At 40.6% G+C, this 22883-nt stretch carries 21 protein-coding genes and 2 other RNA genes; 4 read left to right on the top strand and 19 right to left on the bottom strand.

The features are described 5' to 3' along the window. Position 1: 1 nt before the first annotated feature. Positions 2–2845, bottom strand: coding sequence for a beta-glucosidase (locus tag KG118_RS00310; protein ID WP_117712881.1), 2844 nt, complete (start codon positions 2843–2845; stop codon positions 2–4). A 286-nt stretch (positions 2846–3131) separates the two neighbouring features. On the opposite strand from KG118_RS00310, the gene ssrA (KG118_RS00305) reads away from it, so the two are divergent. The 4 genes from ssrA (KG118_RS00305) (at position 3132) to KG118_RS00290 (ending at position 5662) form a co-directional block, all read left to right on the top strand. Next, positions 3132–3528, top strand: a transfer-messenger RNA (tmRNA) gene (gene ssrA, locus KG118_RS00305). Between the two features lie 207 nt (positions 3529–3735). Next, positions 3736–4133, top strand: a transfer-messenger RNA (tmRNA) gene (ssrA, locus tag KG118_RS00300). Between the two features lie 271 nt (positions 4134–4404). Next, entirely contained in the window at positions 4405–5193 is a 789-nt protein-coding gene (locus KG118_RS00295) for a hypothetical protein (protein WP_005654492.1), read from the top strand. Positions 5194–5203: 10 nt separating this feature from the next. After that, positions 5204–5662: a hypothetical protein gene (locus KG118_RS00290; protein ID WP_005654497.1), complete on the top strand. Its 459-nt coding sequence runs from the start codon at positions 5204–5206 to the stop codon at positions 5660–5662. A 172-nt stretch (positions 5663–5834) separates the two neighbouring features. Here KG118_RS00290 and KG118_RS00285 read toward each other — a convergent pair whose 3' ends face one another. The 18 genes from KG118_RS00285 to KG118_RS00205 form a co-directional block, all read right to left on the bottom strand. Continuing rightward, positions 5835–6467, bottom strand: a complete 633-nt coding sequence (locus KG118_RS00285) for a hypothetical protein (protein WP_005654499.1) — start codon at positions 6465–6467, stop codon at positions 5835–5837. 18 nt (positions 6468–6485) lie between these two features. Next, a complete protein-coding gene (locus KG118_RS00280; RefSeq protein ID WP_005654501.1) occupies positions 6486–7292 on the bottom strand; it encodes a hypothetical protein in 807 nt (268 codons plus the stop codon). A 23-nt stretch (positions 7293–7315) separates the two neighbouring features. Then, positions 7316–7639, bottom strand: a complete 324-nt coding sequence (locus tag KG118_RS00275; RefSeq protein WP_005654503.1) for a hypothetical protein — start codon at positions 7637–7639, stop codon at positions 7316–7318. Positions 7640–7953: 314 nt separating this feature from the next. Further along, entirely contained in the window at positions 7954–9357 is a 1404-nt protein-coding gene (locus KG118_RS00270) for a hypothetical protein (protein ID WP_005654510.1), read from the bottom strand. 210 nt (positions 9358–9567) lie between these two features. Further along, positions 9568–10524: a toprim domain-containing protein gene (locus tag KG118_RS00265; protein WP_117808953.1), complete on the bottom strand. Its 957-nt coding sequence runs from the start codon at positions 10522–10524 to the stop codon at positions 9568–9570. 211 nt (positions 10525–10735) lie between these two features. Further along, positions 10736–11803: an AAA family ATPase gene (locus tag KG118_RS00260; RefSeq protein ID WP_005654519.1), complete on the bottom strand. Its 1068-nt coding sequence runs from the start codon at positions 11801–11803 to the stop codon at positions 10736–10738. Between the two features lie 11 nt (positions 11804–11814). After that, positions 11815–12123 carry a DUF3853 family protein gene (locus KG118_RS00255; RefSeq protein ID WP_005654521.1) on the bottom strand — a complete coding sequence of 103 codons (309 nt, stop codon included), beginning with the start codon at positions 12121–12123 and terminating at the stop codon, positions 11815–11817. A gap of 222 nt (positions 12124–12345) precedes the next feature. Beyond that, the gene (locus tag KG118_RS00250; RefSeq protein ID WP_005654523.1) at positions 12346–13407 is read right to left on the bottom strand and encodes a hypothetical protein; all 1062 of its coding nucleotides are present in this window, start codon (positions 13405–13407) and stop codon (positions 12346–12348) included. Between the two features lie 2 nt (positions 13408–13409). After that, on the bottom strand, positions 13410–14702 hold the full coding sequence (locus KG118_RS00245) for a site-specific integrase (protein WP_007478456.1): 1293 nt from the start codon (positions 14700–14702) through the stop codon (positions 13410–13412). 812 nt (positions 14703–15514) lie between these two features. After that, a complete protein-coding gene (locus tag KG118_RS00240) occupies positions 15515–17443 on the bottom strand; it encodes a hypothetical protein (RefSeq protein ID WP_199598827.1) in 1929 nt (642 codons plus the stop codon). 13 nt (positions 17444–17456) lie between these two features. After that, on the bottom strand, positions 17457–18437 hold the full coding sequence (locus KG118_RS00235) for a DUF4238 domain-containing protein (protein ID WP_117712880.1): 981 nt from the start codon (positions 18435–18437) through the stop codon (positions 17457–17459). A gap of 11 nt (positions 18438–18448) precedes the next feature. Further along, positions 18449–19222, bottom strand: a complete 774-nt coding sequence (locus tag KG118_RS00230) for a phospholipase D-like domain-containing protein (protein ID WP_117712879.1) — start codon at positions 19220–19222, stop codon at positions 18449–18451. A gap of 263 nt (positions 19223–19485) precedes the next feature. After that, a complete protein-coding gene (locus tag KG118_RS00225; RefSeq protein WP_117712878.1) occupies positions 19486–20406 on the bottom strand; it encodes a DUF5712 family protein in 921 nt (306 codons plus the stop codon). Positions 20407–20410: 4 nt separating this feature from the next. Next, positions 20411–20995: a BfmA/BtgA family mobilization protein gene (locus KG118_RS00220; protein ID WP_117712877.1), complete on the bottom strand. Its 585-nt coding sequence runs from the start codon at positions 20993–20995 to the stop codon at positions 20411–20413. 284 nt (positions 20996–21279) lie between these two features. Then, positions 21280–21612, bottom strand: coding sequence for a helix-turn-helix domain-containing protein (locus KG118_RS00215; protein ID WP_117712875.1), 333 nt, complete (start codon positions 21610–21612; stop codon positions 21280–21282). A gap of 145 nt (positions 21613–21757) precedes the next feature. Then, complete coding sequence (locus KG118_RS17380) at positions 21758–21994, bottom strand: RteC domain-containing protein (protein ID WP_233514921.1); 237 nt, start codon at positions 21992–21994, stop codon at positions 21758–21760. A 48-nt stretch (positions 21995–22042) separates the two neighbouring features. Beyond that, positions 22043–22303: a hypothetical protein gene (locus tag KG118_RS17375; RefSeq protein ID WP_233514920.1), complete on the bottom strand. Its 261-nt coding sequence runs from the start codon at positions 22301–22303 to the stop codon at positions 22043–22045. A gap of 120 nt (positions 22304–22423) precedes the next feature. Further along, positions 22424–22882: a DUF2867 domain-containing protein gene (locus tag KG118_RS00205; RefSeq protein ID WP_117712874.1), complete on the bottom strand. Its 459-nt coding sequence runs from the start codon at positions 22880–22882 to the stop codon at positions 22424–22426. Position 22883: the final 1 nt, after the last annotated feature.

The raw sequence follows: 22883 nt of genomic DNA, 5'->3' as shown, positions 1-22883 counted from the left end.
ACTAATAGTTGAATGTTGGAATGAGTACCTCCGCTATTCCTACGCGGTCGTCATTCACTACAATACGCAAGTCACTGGCAGTCGTTCCTTTGAAAGAGTAGGAGATGAGTTGGTCGTACCGGCTGACAGTACCCGAGTAAACCGTCAGGAATTGTCCGCCACCGCCCGAGAGCTGTATTTCAAATTCTGCGGGCAGCTTGTTCTCACGTTTGAAGGCGATGGATATTTCGTCTATTTTGGCTCCGTTCTTCAGGGCAAAGGTGATATAGTCTCCCTTGTTGCCTTGCCAAGCGGTGTTGATTTCTCCGTCGAGCACCTTCGATGCGTTTTCCATATCGGTACTTGCCGTTACGGGGCTGACGGGTTTCCGGCTTTCGAGTGCTTGCAGACGGCTTTGATAATCTTCTACGGTGAGTATGCCGTTCAGGCGGATGTCCTCGGAAGAAGCGCCTGCCATAAGGGCGAATTCTCCCGGTTCTACTGTCCACTTCATGTCGGCGTTCAGTAGTTCGAGGTGCTTGCGGTCCAGTGTGAAAGTCACCTCTTTGGTTTCTCCGGGGTTCAGGTGGATGCGCTCAAAGCCGGCAAGGTTCTTTTCGTAGGTGGTGACGCTGCTTAGGATATCACGGATATAGAGCTGTACCACTTCATCGCCTGCACGTTTGCCGGTATTGGTTACTTTTAGCCGTACGGTGGCTTTCTGATCGGGAGTGATTACTTTGGGAGTAATTTCGAGGTCGGAATACTTAAAGTCAGTGTAGCTCAGACCATAGCCGAAGGGGTATAGCGCACCGTTGACGCGCGACATATTGCCGTCCGGTCCGGGATTCTTGCCGCCATCAATCTGTGAAGCCGGTTTGCAGGGGAAGTTGAACGGTATCTGACCTACAGTCTTGGGAAAAGTGACCGTCAGCTTGCCGCCCGGGTTATAGTCGCCAAAGAGGATGTCGGCTATTGCCGTGCCGCCTTTGGACCCCGGATACCAAGCTTCGAGAATGGCGGGTACAAACTTGTCTGCCCAGTTTATGGACAGCGGACGGCCGTTAATTAATACCAATACCACGGGCTTTCCCACGGCTTGTACCGCTTGGAGTAGCTTTAATTGGTGTCCCGGAAGTTCCAGACTTGTGCGTGACTTGTTCTCGCCGCAGGTACGCTGACCGCCGCCCAATACCACTACTGCCACATCAGCTTGGCGGGCATTGGCTGCGGCACGGTCTATCTCGGCCTGTTCGGCGGGGGTGAGGGGGTATTCTATAATTTCACTCTCAGGCCAGTGTCCATCTACGAGGTCGCAGCCTTTGGTGTAAAGCACCTCTGCCTTGCCTTGCACTTTCTCGCGTATTCCTTCGAGAACCGTGGTGACCTCTACGGCAAGTGGCCCGTAGTGGGTCAGAGCATAACCTTCTTCATCGGCATTCGGACCGCAAACGGCAATCTTCTTTATTCGGTCGATGTTCAACGGAAGTGTGCCGTCTGCATTTTTCAGTAATACAACGGACTCGCGGGATGCCTGCAGGGCAACGGCTTCATTGGCTTCTTTTTCCACTTCTTCGTCCGCTCCGGCAAGATTGGTTTGGTAGGGAGTGTCGAACAGTCCGATAAGGAATTTCACCCGAAGAATGTCGCGCACGCGGTCGTTGATAACCTCTTCGCTCAGTCCGCCTTCTTTTACGAGTTCGCGTAGCGGAAGTACGAAAGAGTCGGGCGAGCGGAATGTACAGCGCACGTTGAGTCCTGCCTCCACACTTTGGCGTACGGCCTCTTTCATGTCTTTGGCGGTGTTGTGCTTGGTGTAGAGATATTCCACCGCATCACTGTCCGAAACTACATATCCGCGGAATCCCATTTCCTGACGCAGGCGGGTCATCAGCCAGTAGTAGCTGCCTTGTATGGGAATGCCGTCGTAGTCGTTGTAGGAACTCATTACGCCCAATAATCCGGCTTCGCGGATTACCCGCTTGAAGGGGTAGATGTGGATATTCTCTACTTCGCGCGGTGACATTTGCGGATCTACGCGTGACATACCTTCACGCGCTCCCTTGTTGTTGCTGTATGCGGCAAAGTGCTTGGCGGTGGCGGCTACCTGATGATTGTGTTGCAGTCCGCGTACCATTTCGATGCCCAGTTCGGCAACGAGGTAGGGAGACTCACCGTAGACTTCTTCGTAGCGTCCCCAGCGTTGGTCCCGACCTACATCGAGAATGGGAGCGTAGACGTTGGTATAGCCCAGCATACGTGCCTCTCGTCCGGTGATAAGTCCTACTTGGCGGATTAGTTCTCGGTTCCATGTGTGCCCTAAACCCAGCTGGGTGGGGAAGTTGGTGGCTTTGTAACTCTCTATGCCGCGTATACCCTCATTGGTGAAGTCTACGGGAATACCGAGGCGAGTGTCTTCGACAAAGAAGCGTTGTACCTCGTTCAGTGCCCAGGCATGGCGTGAGGCGGGCCAGACGTTTTCATTGTCCGAAGGCGGCAGTCCCCATTGCCGGAAGCCGTTCAGATGCTCGTCGATAGCGCCGATGCCGTCCTTCCAAAGCATCTGTTTCCATTCGGGGGTAGGGAGGTCGTCTTTCAGCACTCGTTTGTAGCCGTAGAGGGTAACCATTTGACAGGTCTTTTCTTCGAGTGTCATCTGCTCCAAGAGGTTTTCTATGCGGGCTTCGAGCGTTGCAGCGGGATCTTCGTATGTATCTTTGATACCGTTTTTGTTGAAGTCTATCCAACCCTTATGGTACATTTCGTTTCTCACCGGCTTGTAGTGTGCCGGTAGCTTTGTGGCTTTCTGTGCCGACAGTAATGCGCCACTGCCCAATAGCAAGGCGGCTACAATCAATCTCTTCATGGTATGGTATGCTTTTAATAGTTTTCTTCGGGTGTCAAAGATATGGATTTTCGGAAACAGAGGAGGACAAAATAGTCCGGACTACGGACATTTATTGTCCATGACATGGGAGAGTTCTGTTCCATACGGTTGAAACTGATAGTTCCAGCCTTTGAAACTAAAAGTTTTTTTCAATGAAACTATCGGTTTCGTGCGTTGAAACAAATAATTTGCCGGACAGGAATTATAATACGGAAATTAATTCGTATCTTTGCCGCCACATAACTGCTGCAGGTTATAAATATCTGGGGTTGACTGGATTTGACAGCGGGCAGAAATGGTAAGTAAGCATGCAGTGCGTCGTTGATTTGCACTTAAATCTCAGTCTTCAAAATTTTATCTGGCGAAAGACAATTTGCTCTTGCTGCTTAATCGAATCATAGTAGATTAGCTTAATCCCGACACAAGGTGTTGGGACGAGACATCACTCGGAAGCTGTTGCTCCGAAGCGTTCCGGCAAAGTGGTGCAGTTACATCGGGGATAGTTCGTACTTGCCTCGGAGTGCGGATGAAACTTTAGAGGATAAGGTAACGGTTGATGGCTTTGGTTCTGTCGTTACACGAAAATTTAGGCAAAGATAAGCATGTAGAAAGCTTATGATTTCCTCGTTTGGACGAGGGTTCGATTCCCTCCAGCTCCACAAATAAGATTGATAATCAGATTGTTACAGGATTTACACCCCGAAATACACCCTAAAATAAAAAGTGATAGTCTGATTATCATTCTTTATATCAAGCACTACCTACAAGTCTTAAATAATTTAACTATTATGATGCCTGGTATTCTATTATATTTTTTGCTGTTTTGTTTGTTCTTATCAAATAAATACGTAACTTTGAAATATCATTTTGGGCTTGACTGGAATTGACAGCGAGTTGGAATGGTATGTAAGCATGCAGTGGGTCGGTAATTTCCACTTAAATCTCAGTTATCAAAATTTTATCTGGCAACGAAAATTATGCTCTCGCTGCTTAATCGAAGTATAGTAGATTAGCTTTATTTCTGCCAAAGTGGTGGAAACGAGATGTCGCTCAAAAGCTCTTGCTCCGAAGCGTTTGATAAAGCGGCACAGCAAAATCGGGGATAGTTTGAGTTCTTCTCCATAGCTCTTACGAAATATTAGGAGATAAGGCATAGGTTGGTGGCTTTGGTCTTGCTTATGCTCGAAAACCGAAGGCAAAGATAAGCATGTAGAAAGCATATGGTTTCCTCGTTTGGACGGGAGTTCGATTCTCCCCAGGTCCACTTTTGATGAGCGGTAAGTATATCATGAAAACTAATGGTGTTTTCTGTATTGCTTGTTGTTTTGTACCTTGAGTTTTTGTGAATACCCCGATTTTGTTACTCCATTCCATCCCCTTTGAAATTTTAAAGTATTAAATAATCTAATCCTTTCTGTAAGCGATTTAAGTTGTTTTTCTAAAATTGTTATTTAAAAATATATTAACATGGATGATTAGTTGCTTATAAATAGTGACAGTCTTCCTGTTTTGTAATAACCTTAAAAATCAGATCTCTTATGGAAAAGAAAATTTTGTATTTACTTACATGCGTTGGGCTATGTTGGTCTTCTTGTACTAATGAGGTTGATGAATTTATAGGTAATGTTGAACCAAGCACCCGTTCAGTTTCAACTGCCTTAAACGCTAATTTGGCATCGTTATTTACAGGAGGAGCTCCGACATTAACTTCTGCTGAAATTAAAGAAGTTAATGATGCTTATGCAAAAATGACCAGTATAAATTGCTATAGAAATATAGATGAAGCAGTACGCAATAAGACTTCTTATGCTGGAACTATCTTTTTGGATGACACATATGCGTCGGCATATTTTAGAAAAGGAAGTTTAGCTTTTCCTCCTTATGGTATCTTAGCCAGCAGCATGGAACATGAGTTTATTCACATGTATCAAAGAGATGTTCAGGGTAAAAAAGTAGATACTGATAAGGAAAAAAGAGATACAGGTATGATGGAATTTGAATTAGCCTTTTATCAAGGTATTATTAGATATATTCATGCTGGGTATTCTTGGACTTTTAAAGGTGAAGATGGTGACCCTTCATATCAATCGTTATGGACTTCGGGCTTGACTGACCCTTCTTTAATACCTCAATATGAAAGAGAATTTCAAACGTATGTTGCTTCTATATGTGCAAATGGGAAGCCTACATCTATAGATATTAATGAATTCGTAAAGTGGAGCAATATTTTTGGAGAATATAGTAGAGGATATAGTGGAAAAGGATATAAGTTTGGCAATTACGACTATGGTACATCATGCATTAATTCATTACTCAAACTTTATTAAATTTACTGTTATGAAAAAGATATTGTTTTTTTTATTTGCTTTTCTTGCATTTCAATATACTGTTGCGCAGTCAATATTTGAAAGAAAAAGTATCGGTAACAATGTGTATGTATCTACAAATACAAGTGAGAAAAAAGCTGAGTCTATCCGAAATTTCTCATTTGCAGAAGAAAGTTTATATGCACCTCCGGTAATTTTGCAAGGATCAGTTTTTTTAGATGAAATTTGTAATAAATATAAGTCTCAAGGTGTAAAAGGTTGGATGAATATTTTTTTGTATTCGGATTTAAATGGCTGTATAACTGATATTACATTAGCTTTTCCTGAAGGCTTAACAGTTACGGATGACGATGTTTCTCTTATACTTTCAACTGCCCAAAAGAAATGCAAATTACAGTTCCCGATAGAAGGTATTTATAAATATAAAGATTGGGCTATTTATGATTATGTCTTCTATTTGACGAATTAGTTATTTTTGATAAACCAATAGAACAACCTTCTTGAATTGTAGTTACCTAATTAAATAGAAGAGTCGTATCAAGCTCGTTTATGAGTAATGATACGACTCTTTTGTTTTTACCATTGTGGAATTATACTACCCAATTTCACTAAAAGAGTGAATTTCGCTATATTAGGGTTGTTTAATTTGTAAATTCCAGATAAGGTACAGCATGGATAGTAAGTTTGTTCTTGTAGCAATAATCTTTTAGTGCTTGAACCGTATATTCAATTTCGGAATCATCACCACGAAGCGGAACGAATGTAAGCGTCTCATCTCCTTTACATTCCAGCATGATGCGGTTGTCCTCTCCGTCAATTGTGATTTTCATTGGTATCAAGACTCCATTGTTTTTCACCATCCCAACAATATTGTAAAGATCCCTTGTTCTTTCCTTCAAACATAAGTCATTGTAAAAATAGAAAGTCTTCCCGGTTTGCAGGGTGATTCCTCTCGTTGTCTTAACTACATAGCCAACGGTCAATCCGCCATTTTCTTTAACGAATAAAGTGCGATAATGGTCTATGTGGTCTGTACCAAAGGATGGGTTGTCAGGATCTAGTCTGCCGTGCGCATTGAATATCACTTTTTCTTCCGACATGTTATACAAATCAGAGTTAATAAAAAGTTTATTGTCACTCACTATAACTTCTGTCTTTGAAGTTTCTTCTGTTTGTTCGGTTTCGATTGATGCTTTTTGTTTCCCACCGCATGCGGTAACTGACAAAACGGCAAATGATGCTATAGCGATAATAGTAAATGTCTTAATATTCATTGTTTCTTGGTTTTAATATTAGAAATACCTAAATGTAACTAACTTTCCTGTGATAAATGGAAACAATCTCAAGTCTTCAAAGCCTATTATGCCCGATATAAAATCTTCTCCGTCTTCATGCATTAGAAATGTCTTATTATATATCGAACAACTACTCACATAGACGTCTTTCAGCATTGATGCCTTGATATAGAAATTAAAGGGACATTGTCCCGGTTGTATTTCATAGTCCTTTGGTTTCGCAGTAACATACGCTTCTTTGATGACATTGTTTTCTATCCCTTCTCTGTTTTCTGCCTGAAACGCAATCCCTTCATCATTTAGAGACTCGCACAGAGGGGTTATCTCTGCCATGATACGCTTTCTGTGCGCTAAGCGCATTTCATTCAGCTCTTTCATTAGGAATCCGTCTTTTTTCAATCCTTCGATAAGGGCTTTGCATTGTTCTTCATTATCGCCATAGCCTGATTCTATGAGTAGTTTTTTCATTGCGTTTTCATCATTGCCCTTGTTATACATCACCCCGAATGCCAGTTTTTGAAGCGTATTGTTTATCATGTCGTACTGTTTGACTTTTTCTTCGAATACGGCATCTTCTTCATAATAATATTTCGACCATTCTTGAAGCTCTGTAAAGGGTGTAAGCCCTTGGAACTTTCTGTTAGACTTGCAAGCGGCTTCATATTCTTCTTCTGTTTGCCACGGCAGCCCATACCTTTCGCGTACGGCATCTTCAGGCGATTGTAACACTTTACTTCCATTACTACAACTGCTTACTAAAACTATTACAAATAAGCCGATAATCGAATAGCAAAACTTTTTCATATTTACTCTTTTTTATTGGGTTATTAATTGTCTATTTTTACATGAATCGGCATGTCATGATCCATATCTTCATGTTCATAATCGCTATGTCCCCCATTGTCGCCAAAAAAAGTTATCCATATCCATAGAATAAAACCGATAACAGCACCTATAATCATGGTAGAAATGCCAAAGATTTCTTTTATGCCAAATATCCAAAATATCAACCAAAAGAAAAATGAGCCAACTCCACAAAATATGAGTATAGGAAGAACATATTCCTCGAATAAAACCCATAAATATATAGCCGCATGAAATAGAAGCCAAATTCCTAAGATAACGGCAATTCCAATAAAAATAATTTCCATAATAAAAGAGAATTGGGTCTTGCAGCTTCCTTGAGTACCCTTTAGTTTAAACCACGAAGCGTGGAACTGCAAATGCCCACGTCCTAAGTTAGAGGTCCTGAGAAAACCTTGTAGTACAGATATGGTGATAGCAGCCCACGCTATAGCGTGAGAACCACTATGCTATCCTTGTACTACGTTCGAAGTTTCTCAGGTTTCTAACTTACAAGATAAGCATAACGCTTCTTCAAAATTCTAATATGTCTGGACAGAGTTACCTCCATCCGCTTGCAAAGATAGTCAATTTTATTGAAATCCAATCAAATACTATCAGATTACATTCTGAATCCTTTGGATTTTTGTTCTTTCTGCACTGAGTTACGCAGATGCTGCTGTAACTTCTCCCATTGTTCCTTGAACCATTCGCTGATTGGCTGTTGGTTTATAGTCAGCATCAATTTATTCTTATTGATCGGGCTTCGTTCAATTTTGAAAATTACATTTTTTGTTTCAAATCTCTGTCTATATTCTTCGGAATAGATTTTTCCACTACATCTGAGAGCTTCCCTTTTGTATAAAAGAGAATCAACCATCCCCTTGGTAAAACCAGTGACATAGCATAATTTTTCCATTCTCAGCATTTCTTTGAGCAATGGGAACCAGCATAATGCTTTTTCGAGAATGGTATTCAATCGTGATATTTCCTTGTCTTTAGCTTCAAGCTCTTGATTATGTATTCCCTGTATATTACGAATCTGTTTGCCGTGCTGTTCCTGCATTTGCTGCATCTTGGCTTTTAATTCATCAATGCTCTTGTCACGTTTGGCAATTTCATGACGTAAATTCTCGTTAGATTGTTCCAAATCTTTTAATTTACCGCTTCCGAAAAGAGAACCTACACTGCTGGTTATGGCTGTGGCTACATCGGTAGCTGCACTTTTGAGTTTGTCCGTACGTATCTCTGCTTTTACCTGTTTGAGTTCCTGCTCGGCGAGGCTTACCTGTTGCTCCTTGTGTCGCTTGGTTTCCTCTATACGTTGCAGTTCGGCTTTCTGTTTCTCAATGATAAAATCGTTCCGTTCCAAATGCTCTTTACCTGTAACAGCTTTTGCCTGCCCACGTTCCATCAGGAGAATATCGGAAGCAAGGGTCTGCATAGTTGCCATATCCTCGTCATTGAGCTTTCGGCTCTTCCCGGTTTCGTGGTTCATCCAGTCGAAAACGATATGGGCATGATAGTTCGGCTTGAACCATCTGTTACCGACTTGGAAGCACTCTTTGTCTTCCGCTTCCGGCTGACCGTTCAGCCAATGCCCTTCGTCTTTGTGCAGGAAAATCTGTAGCGGAGTGATGCCCCAGCGTCTTTGACACTCTTCACCGAATTTGCGTACATCAGCCAGTGTGGTGTCCGGTCTGATAAGCAATACTCCTTCACGGATGGGTGAACATCCCGCCACCTTGATAATCTTTCCATTCTTTCCCTTGCGTTCCCTTTCCTTTTCCTGCATGGCACGTCCGGTCTTTTCCTTGACCATCCGCTTGATATTGTCATAGTGCGTCCGCAGTTCGGGAGTGCCGAAGTCGGGATTTATCCACTGTTCGTTATCGGTGGAAAGTTCGGGAACGACATAGATTCTGGACTCCCCGATATTACGCATATACTCGGCAGTCCTTCGGTTGTGCGCCTCGCTCGATGCGATGTTGCAAGGCTTGATATGTATGCTTGATTTTGTTGCCATAGCTTCTTTTTTTTGTTTGCAATTGATTATTCTGCTCGCTTTCGTAGAGGGGTTCTTAGGGGTAACCCATAAGCGGAGATTGCAAAGAGAGGGTCACTCTTTGCTCGGGGTTCTCAGGGGTGAAACGCCCTGAGTGGGTCATTAGGGCAAAGCCCTAATCCCCTCGGGAGAGCCCACAACTACGAAAGCGGAGCGTGTAGTTATAGTGGGCTATAACCGGAAGCCGTTCTTCTTCTCCGGTGATTGGCTGCGCACCCCTTTGGCGGACTGGAGCTGCCTTTTTCTTTCAATCTGTTTCTGTAAGTATTCGTTCAAGTCCTTGCATCCGCTGTAAATCTGCGAAGCGTCCCGGATGTACCGGTCTCTGCCGTATTCCATGCGGATTTGCCGGAGTGCTTCCATTCCTGCATGGTCGTTGTCGAAAAAGCAGTGGATGCGTTCGTAATTGCCCAACGGATAGAGAGCCTTGTTTATATTCGATACGGAGTTCAATACAATGTAGTCCTGCCCGTCCAATTCCGGATAATTCGGGCAGCTTTCCTGTCTCAATGTCAGAAAGGAAAGGTAGTCCATGAAACCCTCGAACACATAGCAGGCAGTCCTTGCTTTTCCCGCCTGTCTGATGTGGGAGATTTCCTTGGGGGCGATGCAGCCCTTGAAATAGGGGTTACGAACCTCAAACCCACCCGAACCGTTAGGGAATGCGATGGCAAAGTAACGCTTGCCGTTGTGGGTGTAACGGGCTTCACTACATTCTCTTTTTGCCAGTTCCAGATTTATTCCTCTACCTTGTAAATAGGAAAGCAGGGCAGGAGACGATAGCGGTACTATCTCCAGCTGCTGGAAGCTCGGACCGAAAGAGTCTTGCTTGCCAAAAGAGAAAGATACCGGGTGTACATGCGGTGTTTGTTCCGCAATCCGCTCCAGCAGGTAAGGTACATGGTCGGTAGCATACAGGTGTGCAGCCAGTTCAATGATACCGCCCCCTTTCCCTAAACCGAAGTCGTACCACTGGTTGCGTTCGGTGTTCACTTTGAAGGAAGCCTCTGTTTCTTCCCTCAAGGGAGATTTGTACCAGAGGTTGATACCCTGCTGTTTGACGGGTGAATAACCCAGGCTGTGCAGGTAGTCAGCCAGATTGATTTGTTTTGCAGTCTCGATGTTCATAAGGAAATCGTTTTTAGTGAGTACTTTGATTATTTCTTTTTTTGCCCGCAACTCTTAAAACTATGCGGTCTGTACAATCACTTCACTAAACTCCTAATATATAGCCCCCCGGAATAAAGTGAAGCGATTAGTCTGTTTCTGAAATCACTTCACTAAATTGTCGTATATATAGGATACGGGAATAAAGTGAAGTGATTTTCGATGTAGCCGGTTAATAGTGGTAATCGGGCTTGAAGGAATACTTCCTGCCGTTTTCCTGTACTATCATCCGTTTGTTGCGCAGCATGGTGATAAGTGCCACTGCATTCTGGTGATTCAGCCTAACCCCCTCTGCCAGATAAGTCTTGATTAAGGTGTCTTCCAGCTCCTTGTAGCCGTATTCCTCTTTCAGTGCAAAAGCGGCTTCCAGTGCGGCACGGTGCTGCGGTTCTGAAATATCCTTGTAAGGGTCAAACTTTTCCACCGAGGGTCTTCCCGGCTTCCTTACTTCCGGCTTGTAACCTTCCGCAAGTTCGGGCAGGGCTCGGTCGTTGATGCGGAATGCAAAAGGCTCGAAATCCATCGCCCGGATGTGCATGGCGGAAACATGGCTGATGTCGCTGTTCCCCTTGTCCTTTTCCACCAGCAGGACTGTTTCTGCCTTGTTGTTCAGTTCCGTACCGATGTGCCCTCTTGCGTTCTCATCCCCCTTGTTCTGATGCAGTATCGTATGGATATGAATCTGCCTGTCGTCCGTCCACTGCATCAGCTTGGATATGATGCGGGTGGATTCACCGGGGCTGTTGATGTCGTACACCATATCCCGGATGCCGTCTATGATGACCAGCCCAATATCCGGTGAGTGGTAGATAGCCTGTTCTACAATGCTGATGCGCTGTTCCGGGGTGTATTTTCTCAAAGCGAGAAACTCCAGATAACCGCTGTCCCTGTCGTCGGGCAATCCTGCCATCCGCAGAATCCGCTTCATCACTTTCAGGCAGTGGTAGGGGCTTTGCTCCGTATCTATATAAAGCACTTTCCGCTTTTCCTCGGGCAGTTCAGCCGCATATCGTAACACGGTACTGTTCTTCAATGCAGCGGCTACGATAGCCGATACATTGAAGGTTTTCTTGCTCTTGGCTTTGCCGATGGATGCGCTGAAATTGCCCAGCGTCCCGATGACAGAGCCGTGTACTTTCAGAATTTCGGGGGCTTTTTCGTAGCATCTTGACAGACTTAGCCGGGATTCCTGCCAGAGGATAACGGCTTGTTCGGGTGATATTTCTTTTATATAGTCCATAATCACCTCCTTTATCTGCGTCCTCCGGTTTTCTTTCCAGCCAGTTCCAGTGCCAGTTCCGCATCCACAATAATCTTGCGTCCAATCTGGGTAATGGCTTTGTCTATCTTTCCGCTTTTCTTGATGCGGTTGGCTGTGGGCAGGCTGCATCCGAAAAGCTTGGCTATGCCGAGTATGCCGTACACGTACTTTCTTTCCGTGTCGGTGGTTGGCTGCGGTTGCGCCTCTGCCTGTACAGAAGCGTGTCTGCTTAAAAAAAGGAACTCTTCGCCTGTCATCTGCCAGACGGGTTTCACTAACAGTTCTTTGAGATTGTTCATCGTCCGTATGATTACTTGTTTGACAATAGCCCTGCGCACAGGCTGTTTTTTTCTGTTCTCGAACGATGCAAAATTAGGTAGGGTTTTGAGTGGTAAGTATGTGGATGATATAAACGGATTGTTTTGTTATATCGCTGAATATCAAGAAATAAAAATACCACTCAAAAATTATTTTGAGTGGTATAAGTGGTCATGTCGTAAAATATATTGGAATATCACGGGTTATCGGAATATTCCGTCCATTTCCTTGGCGAACTTTTGGTTGGGAATACTGGGTAAATCGGAGACGGGTTCCCTGTACTTGGACTTGTAATAGTCTTCATCAATATCCAGGTGTTTCAGGATGGCTTCCTTCCATTTGTCCTTATCCTGCTCTGGCAACTGCTCCTTCATCAGGGAAATCAGATAGCATACCCGTATCTTTTCCCTTGGCTTTATTTTCAGTACGCACTGGCAGGGATGCAGATTCATGCAGGCATAGAAATCCGGTGCGGTAATGTCTTCAAACTGTTCCCCTACACAAATTTCATGAATGAGGGAAATCAGTTTCATGCTGAAATATTCAGGCAATCCGGCAGTCGTAGCTGTAGCCGATGCGGTTGCCGTTTCTGTTTCTGGCTGGCTGTCTGTACGGCTCTGCCTGTCTGCTTCGTTCGGTTGGTTTTCTTCGTCCGGTACATATTTGGTCAGGATGCCCATGAAGTGTAAGCTAAGCAGGTAGATGTCGTCGCAACGGTTTTTCATGTATTGCCGGGCTTCTTTCCAGAGAAGGGTTTGCTGCTCATAAAGATGGTCCAGCTGGGCTTTCTCCCTTTCATATTCAGCCTTGCAACGCTCATATTCTCTTTCCGCCAGCTTTTCTTCTTCGGGTGTATGCTCTCGGTAGCCAATGGTATCATAGCGGTTGTTGGCTTCGTTCATCGGTTTGCGTAGCCTGTTTACCACTTCCATCTCTTCCTTGATGGCTTCCTTGTAGCTGTCTGCGTATTGGTTGCATACACGCATAATCACTTCATCATGGGGAAGGCTGTAAGCTTCATAAAGCCGTGTGTATTCTCTGACTTCCTTTTTCAGACTTTTCAGCAGCAGGGTACATGGTTCTGGCGGTGTATGCAGCACCAGTTCAAGGATAGCTTGTTCAAAAGCCTTTATATCGCTCCATTCCGAGTAGAAATCAACGATGAATTTCTGCTTTTCAAAAGAGAAAGTATGGCTTACAATCCAGTCTTTGCTGATTCTGTTCAGCTCTCCGTATTGGGGTATGAGGGTTGTTATCGTATTCATGTTTATAGGAGATTAAATTTGTTCATTGCCTGAATTTTGATGTCGTCTGCTATGTCAATGTAAGGTTTCATGGCTTTGTAGTCGCTATGCCCTGTCCATTTCATGACCACTTGCACCGGAATGCCCAGAGCCAAAGCATTACAAATAAATGTGCGTCTGCCAGTATGGGTGCTCAACAAGGCATATTTAGGTGTGACTTCGTCTATTCGTTCATTTCCCTTGTAGTAGGTTTCCCGTACAGGTTCGTCTATTTCTGCCAGTTCTCCTAACTCTTTCAAATACTCGTTCATCTTCTGATTACTTACCACTGGCAATGCTTTATTGTTTTGGAAAGGAATATCTTTATATTTTTCAAGAATAGCTTTGCTGTGGTCATTCAGCTCAATAATAAGGCTGTCAGCCGTTTTGATGGTGGTAATTTCTATGTGTTCCTCTTTCACGTCGCTGCGTTTCAAGTTATACACATCAGAATGCCGAAGACCTGTGAAGCAACAAAATAATAAAACATCCCTTACTCTTTCAAGGTATTGTTTGGCAGCAGGTATCTGGCAGGCTCTGATTTTGTCCAATTCATTCCGGGTAAGGAATATTACTTTTTTCGGTGCACTTTTCATTTTGGGCATGAATTTGTCATAAGCGGTGTTTTGATGATACCCTTTTCGGTTAGTCCAACGTAAAAACCATTTCAAGAACTTGATTTGCTTGGCTATGGAAGTGTTGCGCATATCTTTATCACTGCGTAAGTAATCTATATACTCATTGAAGTGTCTTTCCGTCCAGCTCTCAAATGTCGTGTTCGGATCAAAAGTTGCGATGTGCTTTTTTACTGTTGCAAACTTCTTTAGAGTAGAGGATGACCAGTCATTTTGTTTGCTGCATTCGGCAACAAACTCATCAAAGATTTTCATGAAGTCTAATTTCACTTCCTCTTTCTCATGATGGCTCTCTTCCTTTTCTCCTTTCATTTTTAGATTGAAAGCCTCTTTGATTTGTGCAGGGGTGGGCATTATGTCTTGTACTTCGAACTCCTTGAACACATTCTGTATCTCGGTGTATTGACGCAGTAGTTCGGTGTTGATTTCTGATGCGCTTTGTTTCAGCTTATTGGTACAGCCGTTTCTTACCCGTTGCTTGTCTGCATCCCATTTCTCCATATCAATCCGATAGCCTGTTGTAAACTCAATCCGTTGGCTTGCAAAAACGACACGCATACGGATGGGTACATTTTGAGTGATAGGAATGCCATCTTTTTTACGGTTTTCCAGTGCGAAGATGATATTTCTCTTGATGTTCATAAACTGGGTGTATTTGAAAAGTTACACCCAAAAGTACACCCAATAATTGAGATATGCAATGATATTAAGAGATATTTAGATAGATGATAGCTAAATATAACTATTTAATAATCTGATGTTTAATAGATTATGATATTTTATAAAAAGGTTCGAGAGACTCCCTCCAGCTCCACCGGTAAAAAGGACTCATTCATTGAACGTTTATATTCAATGAATGAGTCTTTTCTTTGTTGTGAATCGGATATTTCTTGCGGTATATGTATAAAGATTATCGGATCAACGTAAAAACCTGAGGGATTTTCTTTTTATATAGACTGACTATGTTGTATGCATAAAAAAGAAAATCCCTCAGGTTTTTACGTTGATCCTTGATCCCTTAAACAGCCGCTCAAACAAGGAGTAAAGACATAAAAAAAGAGAGCTACTAAATTGTAACTCTCTGCTTTTCAAGTGATGCCACCAGCAAGAGAACTATTATCTTCTCTCTGTTGATTATCACCGTTTTATAGTTTCTTCCATTTGGAAATCCACATGATTTAGCACACGATTATGTTTTATCGTTTTGCTCGCTATAAGAACGATTCTATTTTCAAGTATCTCATTGTTTAATATCGCCTAGGATTCTCTTTGCAGAGTTACCACGCTGATATTTAAGATTTTATATTTTTAGCTTCAAGCATATCCCATGATTTAACCCACTGATTTGCTACGTGCTTTTGCGGTAGTTTGCTCATGGAGAATACTAAAGGCAAAGATAAGATTATTCTTTTAATATGCAAAAAAATAAGTAGTACACCCATTATTTGATGCATTTACTCCTTTTCGGATCCAAAATTTATTGGCAGATAGAAATCCTTTGCATATTCCTCATCAATATCACTAGATCCACCGATGATCATCATAGGCTTATTTGGCATTACCTTATCAGCCAGATCATCATTGAGGAATTGACTCAATAAATCAAGTTCATCATGAAATGTACTATGATTAGTATTAATGATTTTTCGCATATCAAGATAGGATAAAAATTCATCTTCTGATTCAATAAAGTCAGCAACAACCATCAAGTCAAACAATGACACAACCCATGTATCACGGAAGCGTTCCTCCATCAAACTGGCAGCCACAAGTTTATCCATCTGTCCCAACAATGAAGAATAATGCTGAAAGGTTACAGCTATCTTGTATATTGGCTTCGTCTTGTCAATTAAAACTGCCCCTTGTTGTGTGCCAAATGCTGGTTCTGTTGAGCCTTTGATAAAATCAACTGACCTACAGCATTGTTTACATGCCTCAGCAACAGATGCTTTGAACTTATCCTTAGCTCCATCCAGCCTAACTCTGTCCTTATAAGAAAGTTCATGGGCTTTTACTTCTATAATATAGACAGCCTTATCTGAAACACCAAGAATATCTAGTTCTGGATTCTTTTTTACCCCCTCCTCCACTATCTTATAATGTGCAGAAGGATAAAATGTGACATCTGGCAGAAATGACTTCATGACAGACTTTACTTTACTCTCAATATAAACGTCTCGGCTAATCGGACTCGTGTTCTGCTGGAAACTCTTCTGGTAATAGACTCCATTGCGCATCATAAGCTTTTCTGCAATCAAGAACAGATTTCTATGAGGAATCATAGGAGTAAAGCAATAATATTTATCACCATCTTTAACGAACGGCTTCTCAAAAATACTATGACCATTCATAATACTGCCTTTGAATTCGCTTTCTGCAAGAAAAGCAGAATTATCACCAAATTTCATAGAAAGAGAATCTAGGATTCTTGTCTCCACCTCATTTTGAGGATAGACCCAAAATATCATATCAGAACCCCCATAATCATCTGGTTGATGCATCAAGAATTGCATACCATCTTCCGTATGCGATACATCTGGGTTTGCTTCAAAGAACGCGCCAAACATACCTTTTGAGAAATTCCTATTCTCCAATGTGGCTTCATCGCCAATAGGGCCAAAAGTCTTTTCTTCCCATTTCATCCACCGATCATGCATTTTTGTTGCACCATAGATAGTCTCTTGACTAGCTATCTTGCATATAACTCTATTTTCCAAATCCATAAAGAAATCAAATAGCTGGTCAACACTATAATCAAATTGTTGTTGGTAAAAGGTTGTATGTGGGAAGAACATTTCTTTAAATACTTCATATACATGATTTTGATAACCATCACCACGAACAACTATAGTATCCATATGAATCATCCAATCAATGGACTGCATAGGATCATCAACTAAAGGTATATCTTGATAGATATATGTCATGAACAAAGCCCTCAATCTATTTCTCAAATCTTTAACGACTTCATCTGTGGGATTATCTCTGCCATCGTTTGGCATTGAAAGACCAAAGTTAATTGCATACTCCGCTATCACTTCAGCATTTTCGTCCAGATGCATCTCTGTGCCATTCATCTGAGCCATAAAATGCTTTTCAAGATTGGGAAGGTTATCTAATAAATATAATCCAATGCTTCCAAGCAACTGCACAGAATCATATCTCCTGAAATAGCTCTCAATCGTCTCAATATGCTCTCTTAAAGTTGCATTGACAGTGTTTTTATCCTTAAAGATCTCAAGCAAGCGCTTACCCATAACACGCATTTGCGTTTCAAATTGATTAGAACCATTGATGGATTGCTTAGCCATTGCCTTTTTCTTCTTGGTCTTAGGCAGCTGTCTTTTCTTCTTGGTATGTTTTTTCTTTTTAGTCATAGCCATTTGCTATAAAATATTAATACTTCCCCAAACCACTTACAATCTCAGATTTGAAATTAGAATTCATGAAAATATGATGACCACCTACTTTGTATATTATGTCAATAAGACTAAAATCTTTCTTACTACTGAAAACATGTCGTTTGGCATAGAAGTATCTTAACATGTTCTGGCGCCTGATTTCTTTGTCATCTGCAATTGAGAATGTACAGTCATATTCTTCTTTTTCCTTAAAATATACCTTATCAAAAACTACCAGCATTAAACTTGGTGATAAAGGATATGTCAACTCTCCTCCATATTGTGCAAGCCCCATATACATAGGGCGTGCATTCTTTACATGAGGTTCAACAACAATAGGGAAATCGCTTGTGTAGAAATCACTATTTTTGCTCACTAGGAACATCCATATGTTACTTGCTATTGCGTCAGCGAAATCCATAAGCGTCTCATTATTTAGATATGTCAATTGAGCATGAAGGACAGGTGCTTCACATTGCACATCTATTTTTAGATCATTAATGGATTCATCATCTTTTTCTTTGGCTAAAATCCATTTAACCATATCTATTCCAGCCTTCTCCATCCTGAGATAGTCATCAACTGTTGAATCTTTCAACTGAGGATGGCGAAAAAATTGAGTAACAAGATGTAATGCCAGTTCTCTTTTCTCCTTAAATTGTAAACGGTATTGTTCCCTCTGCGAAATCCATTCATCCTTTATGACATCTATGGATTGTAATAGTTGAGAGAACATCGGTTCCACTGAATTGGCAAAGTGACTATGCTCTAGTGATAATCTATTGAGGTGGCTACCAGTTTCCTCGTTGTTTTTTTCGATATATGAGTCTGAAATAGAATACATGTCATCCTCACAACATACAGACATCATACTGGCAGGATATGCCTTTGATTGCTGTTTGTCGTATGTAAAGATACTCTTATCATTATCAGAGAATCTCTTTAGATAGCATCTAGGAATATAATGTTGCTTCATTAAAAGTTTTTTTATGTTGTTAATCTTTTATATTCAACTGAATACTTCGTGGCTTGTTTTGGGTCATGCTCTACAGTTACATTTTCATCGTTTTTAAATTCTGCATTATCAGACCAATTGTAAGATCCTGTTATGACTACTTGATTGTCAATAACGCAAAATTTGTTGTGCATAAGTCCTCCTCTTTGCGCTTTCTCTATTTTAACATGGGGGAGTTGAGAAATGTCAACTCCATGTTTACGATTTATTCCATCATCCATAATAGCAAGTTTAATCTCAACACCTTGCTTGGACTTTTCAACCAATTTCTGAAATAGAGTTTCGTTTGTAAACCATGCCATCACTAAAATTATTGATACTTTTGCGTCGTCTAAAGCTTTAAGGATTCTATTTTGAATATCCTGAAAGTGGGCTTCATTAACAACTGGTTCTGCTTTAATAATTACCCCTCCTTGAATTTTGTACTCTTCGTTTATTTTTTCAAAACTATATCCCTCAGGATTTAATATATCTTGCAAATTAGAAACTTCTACAGAATTATCTTTAATAAAATCATTTAGTAGTTCTCTAAGATGGTGACTATTGTTTAATTCAGACAATCGTTTCTTTACATATTCTGTTTTAGATGGTCTTTGACCATTTGGTTTGCCGATATCAGGTAACCCTTTATCATCATAAATATCTCGTATTCCATAGTTACTAAAAAATTTTATTATTTCTCTTCCTGTCTTAGCACCAACAATATATGGAGCTATGTTTTCAATTGCATATGGCGAAATCTTCATCTTAATTATATCTTATTATATTGTTATTATCTTCATATTGGGTTATAGTTGATTTAAAGTGAAAAACTACAGCCAAATAATACCCCTTCTTATCACTGGCAAAATTAGTAAATATTTGGAAAACAACCAGAAAAGCTCTTGAAAACCTTTTCTATCACACTAATTCACAGCATATCCCCCCTTTTCTATCTATTAATTATCTTTCTTATGGAAAGAGCAAGTTAAGTAACGGTCTATTTCGACTCTTAGTTGTTCATATCCAATTATCGTCTTATCCCTTTCTTCTTTTTCTTCTTGCGTTTCTGTGCCTGTAATTCCTCTGCCGATGTTGTATTGTAATTATTGCCATCTCCCAATGAGAAGATAGATAACAGAGAATCTCCACTTTTATTATCTCCCTGACTGAAAGCATGTTTCTCATTCTGTTTGCTATCAAGATTGCAAGAAATCATGCTTTCTTTTTCACTGGCTTGTATTATGTCTTTTTTCTTTTCGCTAGTAAAAAATTGATTTTGTAATTCAAGCTGTTCGGAAATAGAACCGTTCTTCATCATGTTGTGGTAATCAAACGATTCGGATTGTTGGCGGTCGTAGCCAAACAACTTATCAAAGCCCTGTTCTGCTTGTTGAAAGAGATTCACACGGTCGAAGCCACCTTTTATTACTCCGTTTTTGGTGTTTTTGTGATTGGTTAGCGGGCTTATCTTGACTTTGTTCGATTGGTCTTTACGACTCATAATCAAATGGCAGTGCATGTTCAGTTCGTTGTCGGAACGGTTGCGGTCAAAATGGATCTTACCGTAAAACTTTATATCCGAAGCAGATAGTTCTTTATTGAAGTTTTTGGCATATTCAGGAATAAACACTTCACGAATGTAGCGTTTCATTGCTTTAGCTTGTTCCTGTTCCGTGTTACCCATTGCTCTAAGTTCCTTTTCCGATGGGCTGACATGAATACCGTAAAACTTAGCGTCTGTTTTAAGAAGTTGCCCGATATTGGTATCTATATCTTTTATGACCTTTGATTTATAAATGTTATCATCTGCCAGATTGAAAAAAACTTCGGTATAAATACCTTTTTCTATTCGCTTTAAATCTTCATGTTCTAAATAATTGGCTAACTGACGGCTACTGCCAGCATTATTATATGTTCCGTTTGATGGTGGGGCAAAATCTATGTGCATAATCTTACGTTTTTATCAGATTGATGATTTCTGCCTTTAGGCTCTCTTTCCTTTTGCTATCCATCACACCGCAGGCGGAGAGTTCCGAATAGAGTTGTATCAGGTGAAGTAGTTTTTTATAATCCCGTTGGTGTATCTGATAGAGTGTGTTAATCTGTTTGGATTGATTGTTTATCACATCGGCATGATTACAGAACTGTTCACTTAGCTTTTTAAGCACGGCTGTTTGTCTCTCCTGACTGGCTTCCAGTTGAGATAGAATAAGAGTTTCCAAAGTTTTGCCGATAGCATCAAAACGCAAAGCAATAGAATTTGTTGCCCGTATCATAGGATTTAGCTGTTCTTCCTCATAGTGACGGGTGAAGCGGATAATATCATCCTGTCTCTTATTTATTTTCGCCAGTTCCGATTTTACAGATTCAGGTGCTTCGGATGGGTTGATATGTGCCTTATCTATATCCCCAAACGCCAACTTTGCAACTTCGCTCTTTTTCAGTGAATAGCGTTTGCATATCTTCTCTACTAAAGCTGCCGTTTCCTTGTCTATGGAAATGGTAGTGAATATCGTTTTTCGACTGCTATTGGGCATGATAATTACTTTTTTATAGAAATATGAATAGATAAATACTTGATAATAAGCGTTGCAAAGAAAACGCTTATTACAGGTGTCATTACAGCGTGTTCTTGTAACACGCTAAAGCCGAAGGCTTTGCCTCGCAGAGCAAGAGGGAAGAACAGGACTTGTCCAGTTCCCTCTTGCTCAATTTAGCGAAACGTGCGAAACCGGAAGGCGTAGCTGTTTCTGCTAAATTGGGGTGATAGCACAAGAAAGGAACAGCAATACTTCATTCCTAAATTTGCTACCTTTTGCTTTCAAGGTTGATTCTCTAATTGATTGGCTTTTTCAAACTGTTTGTAGGCTTGGAAATCAGCACGTTCACGAACGAAAGACCGGATATCACCAGCACGATAATAAGTTTTCTTTCCGATGGTAAAGAAAGGTAGTAGCCCGCTTACCCTATAGCGTTGAAGAGTTCGGAAAGATACTTTCAGAAGAAAGGCTAAATCCTGATTATCGAGTATCTTTTCATTATCATCTAATACTTTATCGGTATTGATTAGGGATTTTAAGTCTTGCCCTATTTCAGTGAGTTTCTTAGATAGCTTTTCCATCCATTTCTCGAAGTTTTCGTTGTCTATATACATTTTGCTTCATTTTAAGTTGAACATTCATGATTTTCAATCGATTGATGAAGCAAAGTTCTGAAAATGGATGCAAATAAATTCGGGGAATAGTTCACCTATTCCCCGATAAATAATACTTAATACCCTGAATATCTGTATTGAATTCCTATGGAAAATATCCCTCTTCCTTACACTTTTCAATGATTGCAGCTCTCAGTTTATCCAAAAAGGCTGTCCGTTTATCTGGCTTGCGTTTGATTACTTCCTCTTCTTTTTTATAAATATCACTGAATTTTATGTTAAACAGCTTTTCAAAAGCATTGGCTAAATCACTAAAATGTATTTCCTTCCCATCAACCGTTGTAATACATTTTAGATAATAAAGTCCACATACGATTTCCATTATGTCGATGTACTTTGCAATATCTTTATTTAGGTATAAGGTAGATTTTCATCCAGCTTCAATGTTAATAAAGAATTTGGGAAATCCCATTTGATGATGAAGTAGATCTAGTTCTTTATTAATAAATGAAAGTATCTTATTACATGTTATACTTTTTGCTTCGTAACAGAAATCTCTTCTGATTTCTAAACTATTTTTTAATGCTTCAAATTCTATGTAGGTAAGATTTAGTTCTCTAATTAAAGTTTTGTAATCTGATTCATTATTCAAAAAGGTAATCACGGATTCTACAAATTCTCTATATGCCATAAGTAATTGGGCTTCATCAAAGTTCTCTTTTGTGCAAGAAGAGTTGAGAAGACTATATATATTCTGATCTGAAAGATTCCATTTTGGCATAAGTAATCGAACACGCGTTATATTTCTTGTTTATTGCCTTTCATATTTATTCTTTATTCGTTTCAATAGAAAGTAAATGATAATTCTGTGAAATGGTCTAATAAAGAAAAAATATATTCGTCCAAGCCTATTGTTATATTTGACAATAGTTGTAATCCTAAGTTCCTGTTTGCCATTTTTATACTCACCACACCACATTGAAACATGAAAATCCAAGTGGCTGTCAGTCATTCCAAAAATCTCTTCATGCTCATTTTTATCAAACACCTTATCTGTAAATTTACTTTTTGTATCCAATCCCAATGGCTTTACAATAGCGTTTCGTAAATTCATTAACCAATCTATCCATTTAGGAAGTTGGTTAAAAGCAAGATTGTGAAATTTTTCAGGTGTTATTTTCTGATTACAAACTATATCTCTTGAATAGGAATCTACATAATCGGCAGGAAGATACTTTTCAATCAAGCCACTTATTGGTCTGTTTTTCATT

Source organism: Bacteroides propionicigenes, from assembly GCF_018390535.1.
GTDB lineage: Bacteria > Bacteroidota > Bacteroidia > Bacteroidales > Bacteroidaceae > Bacteroides > Bacteroides propionicigenes.
This window is presented reverse-complemented; position numbering and strand designations above follow the sequence as displayed.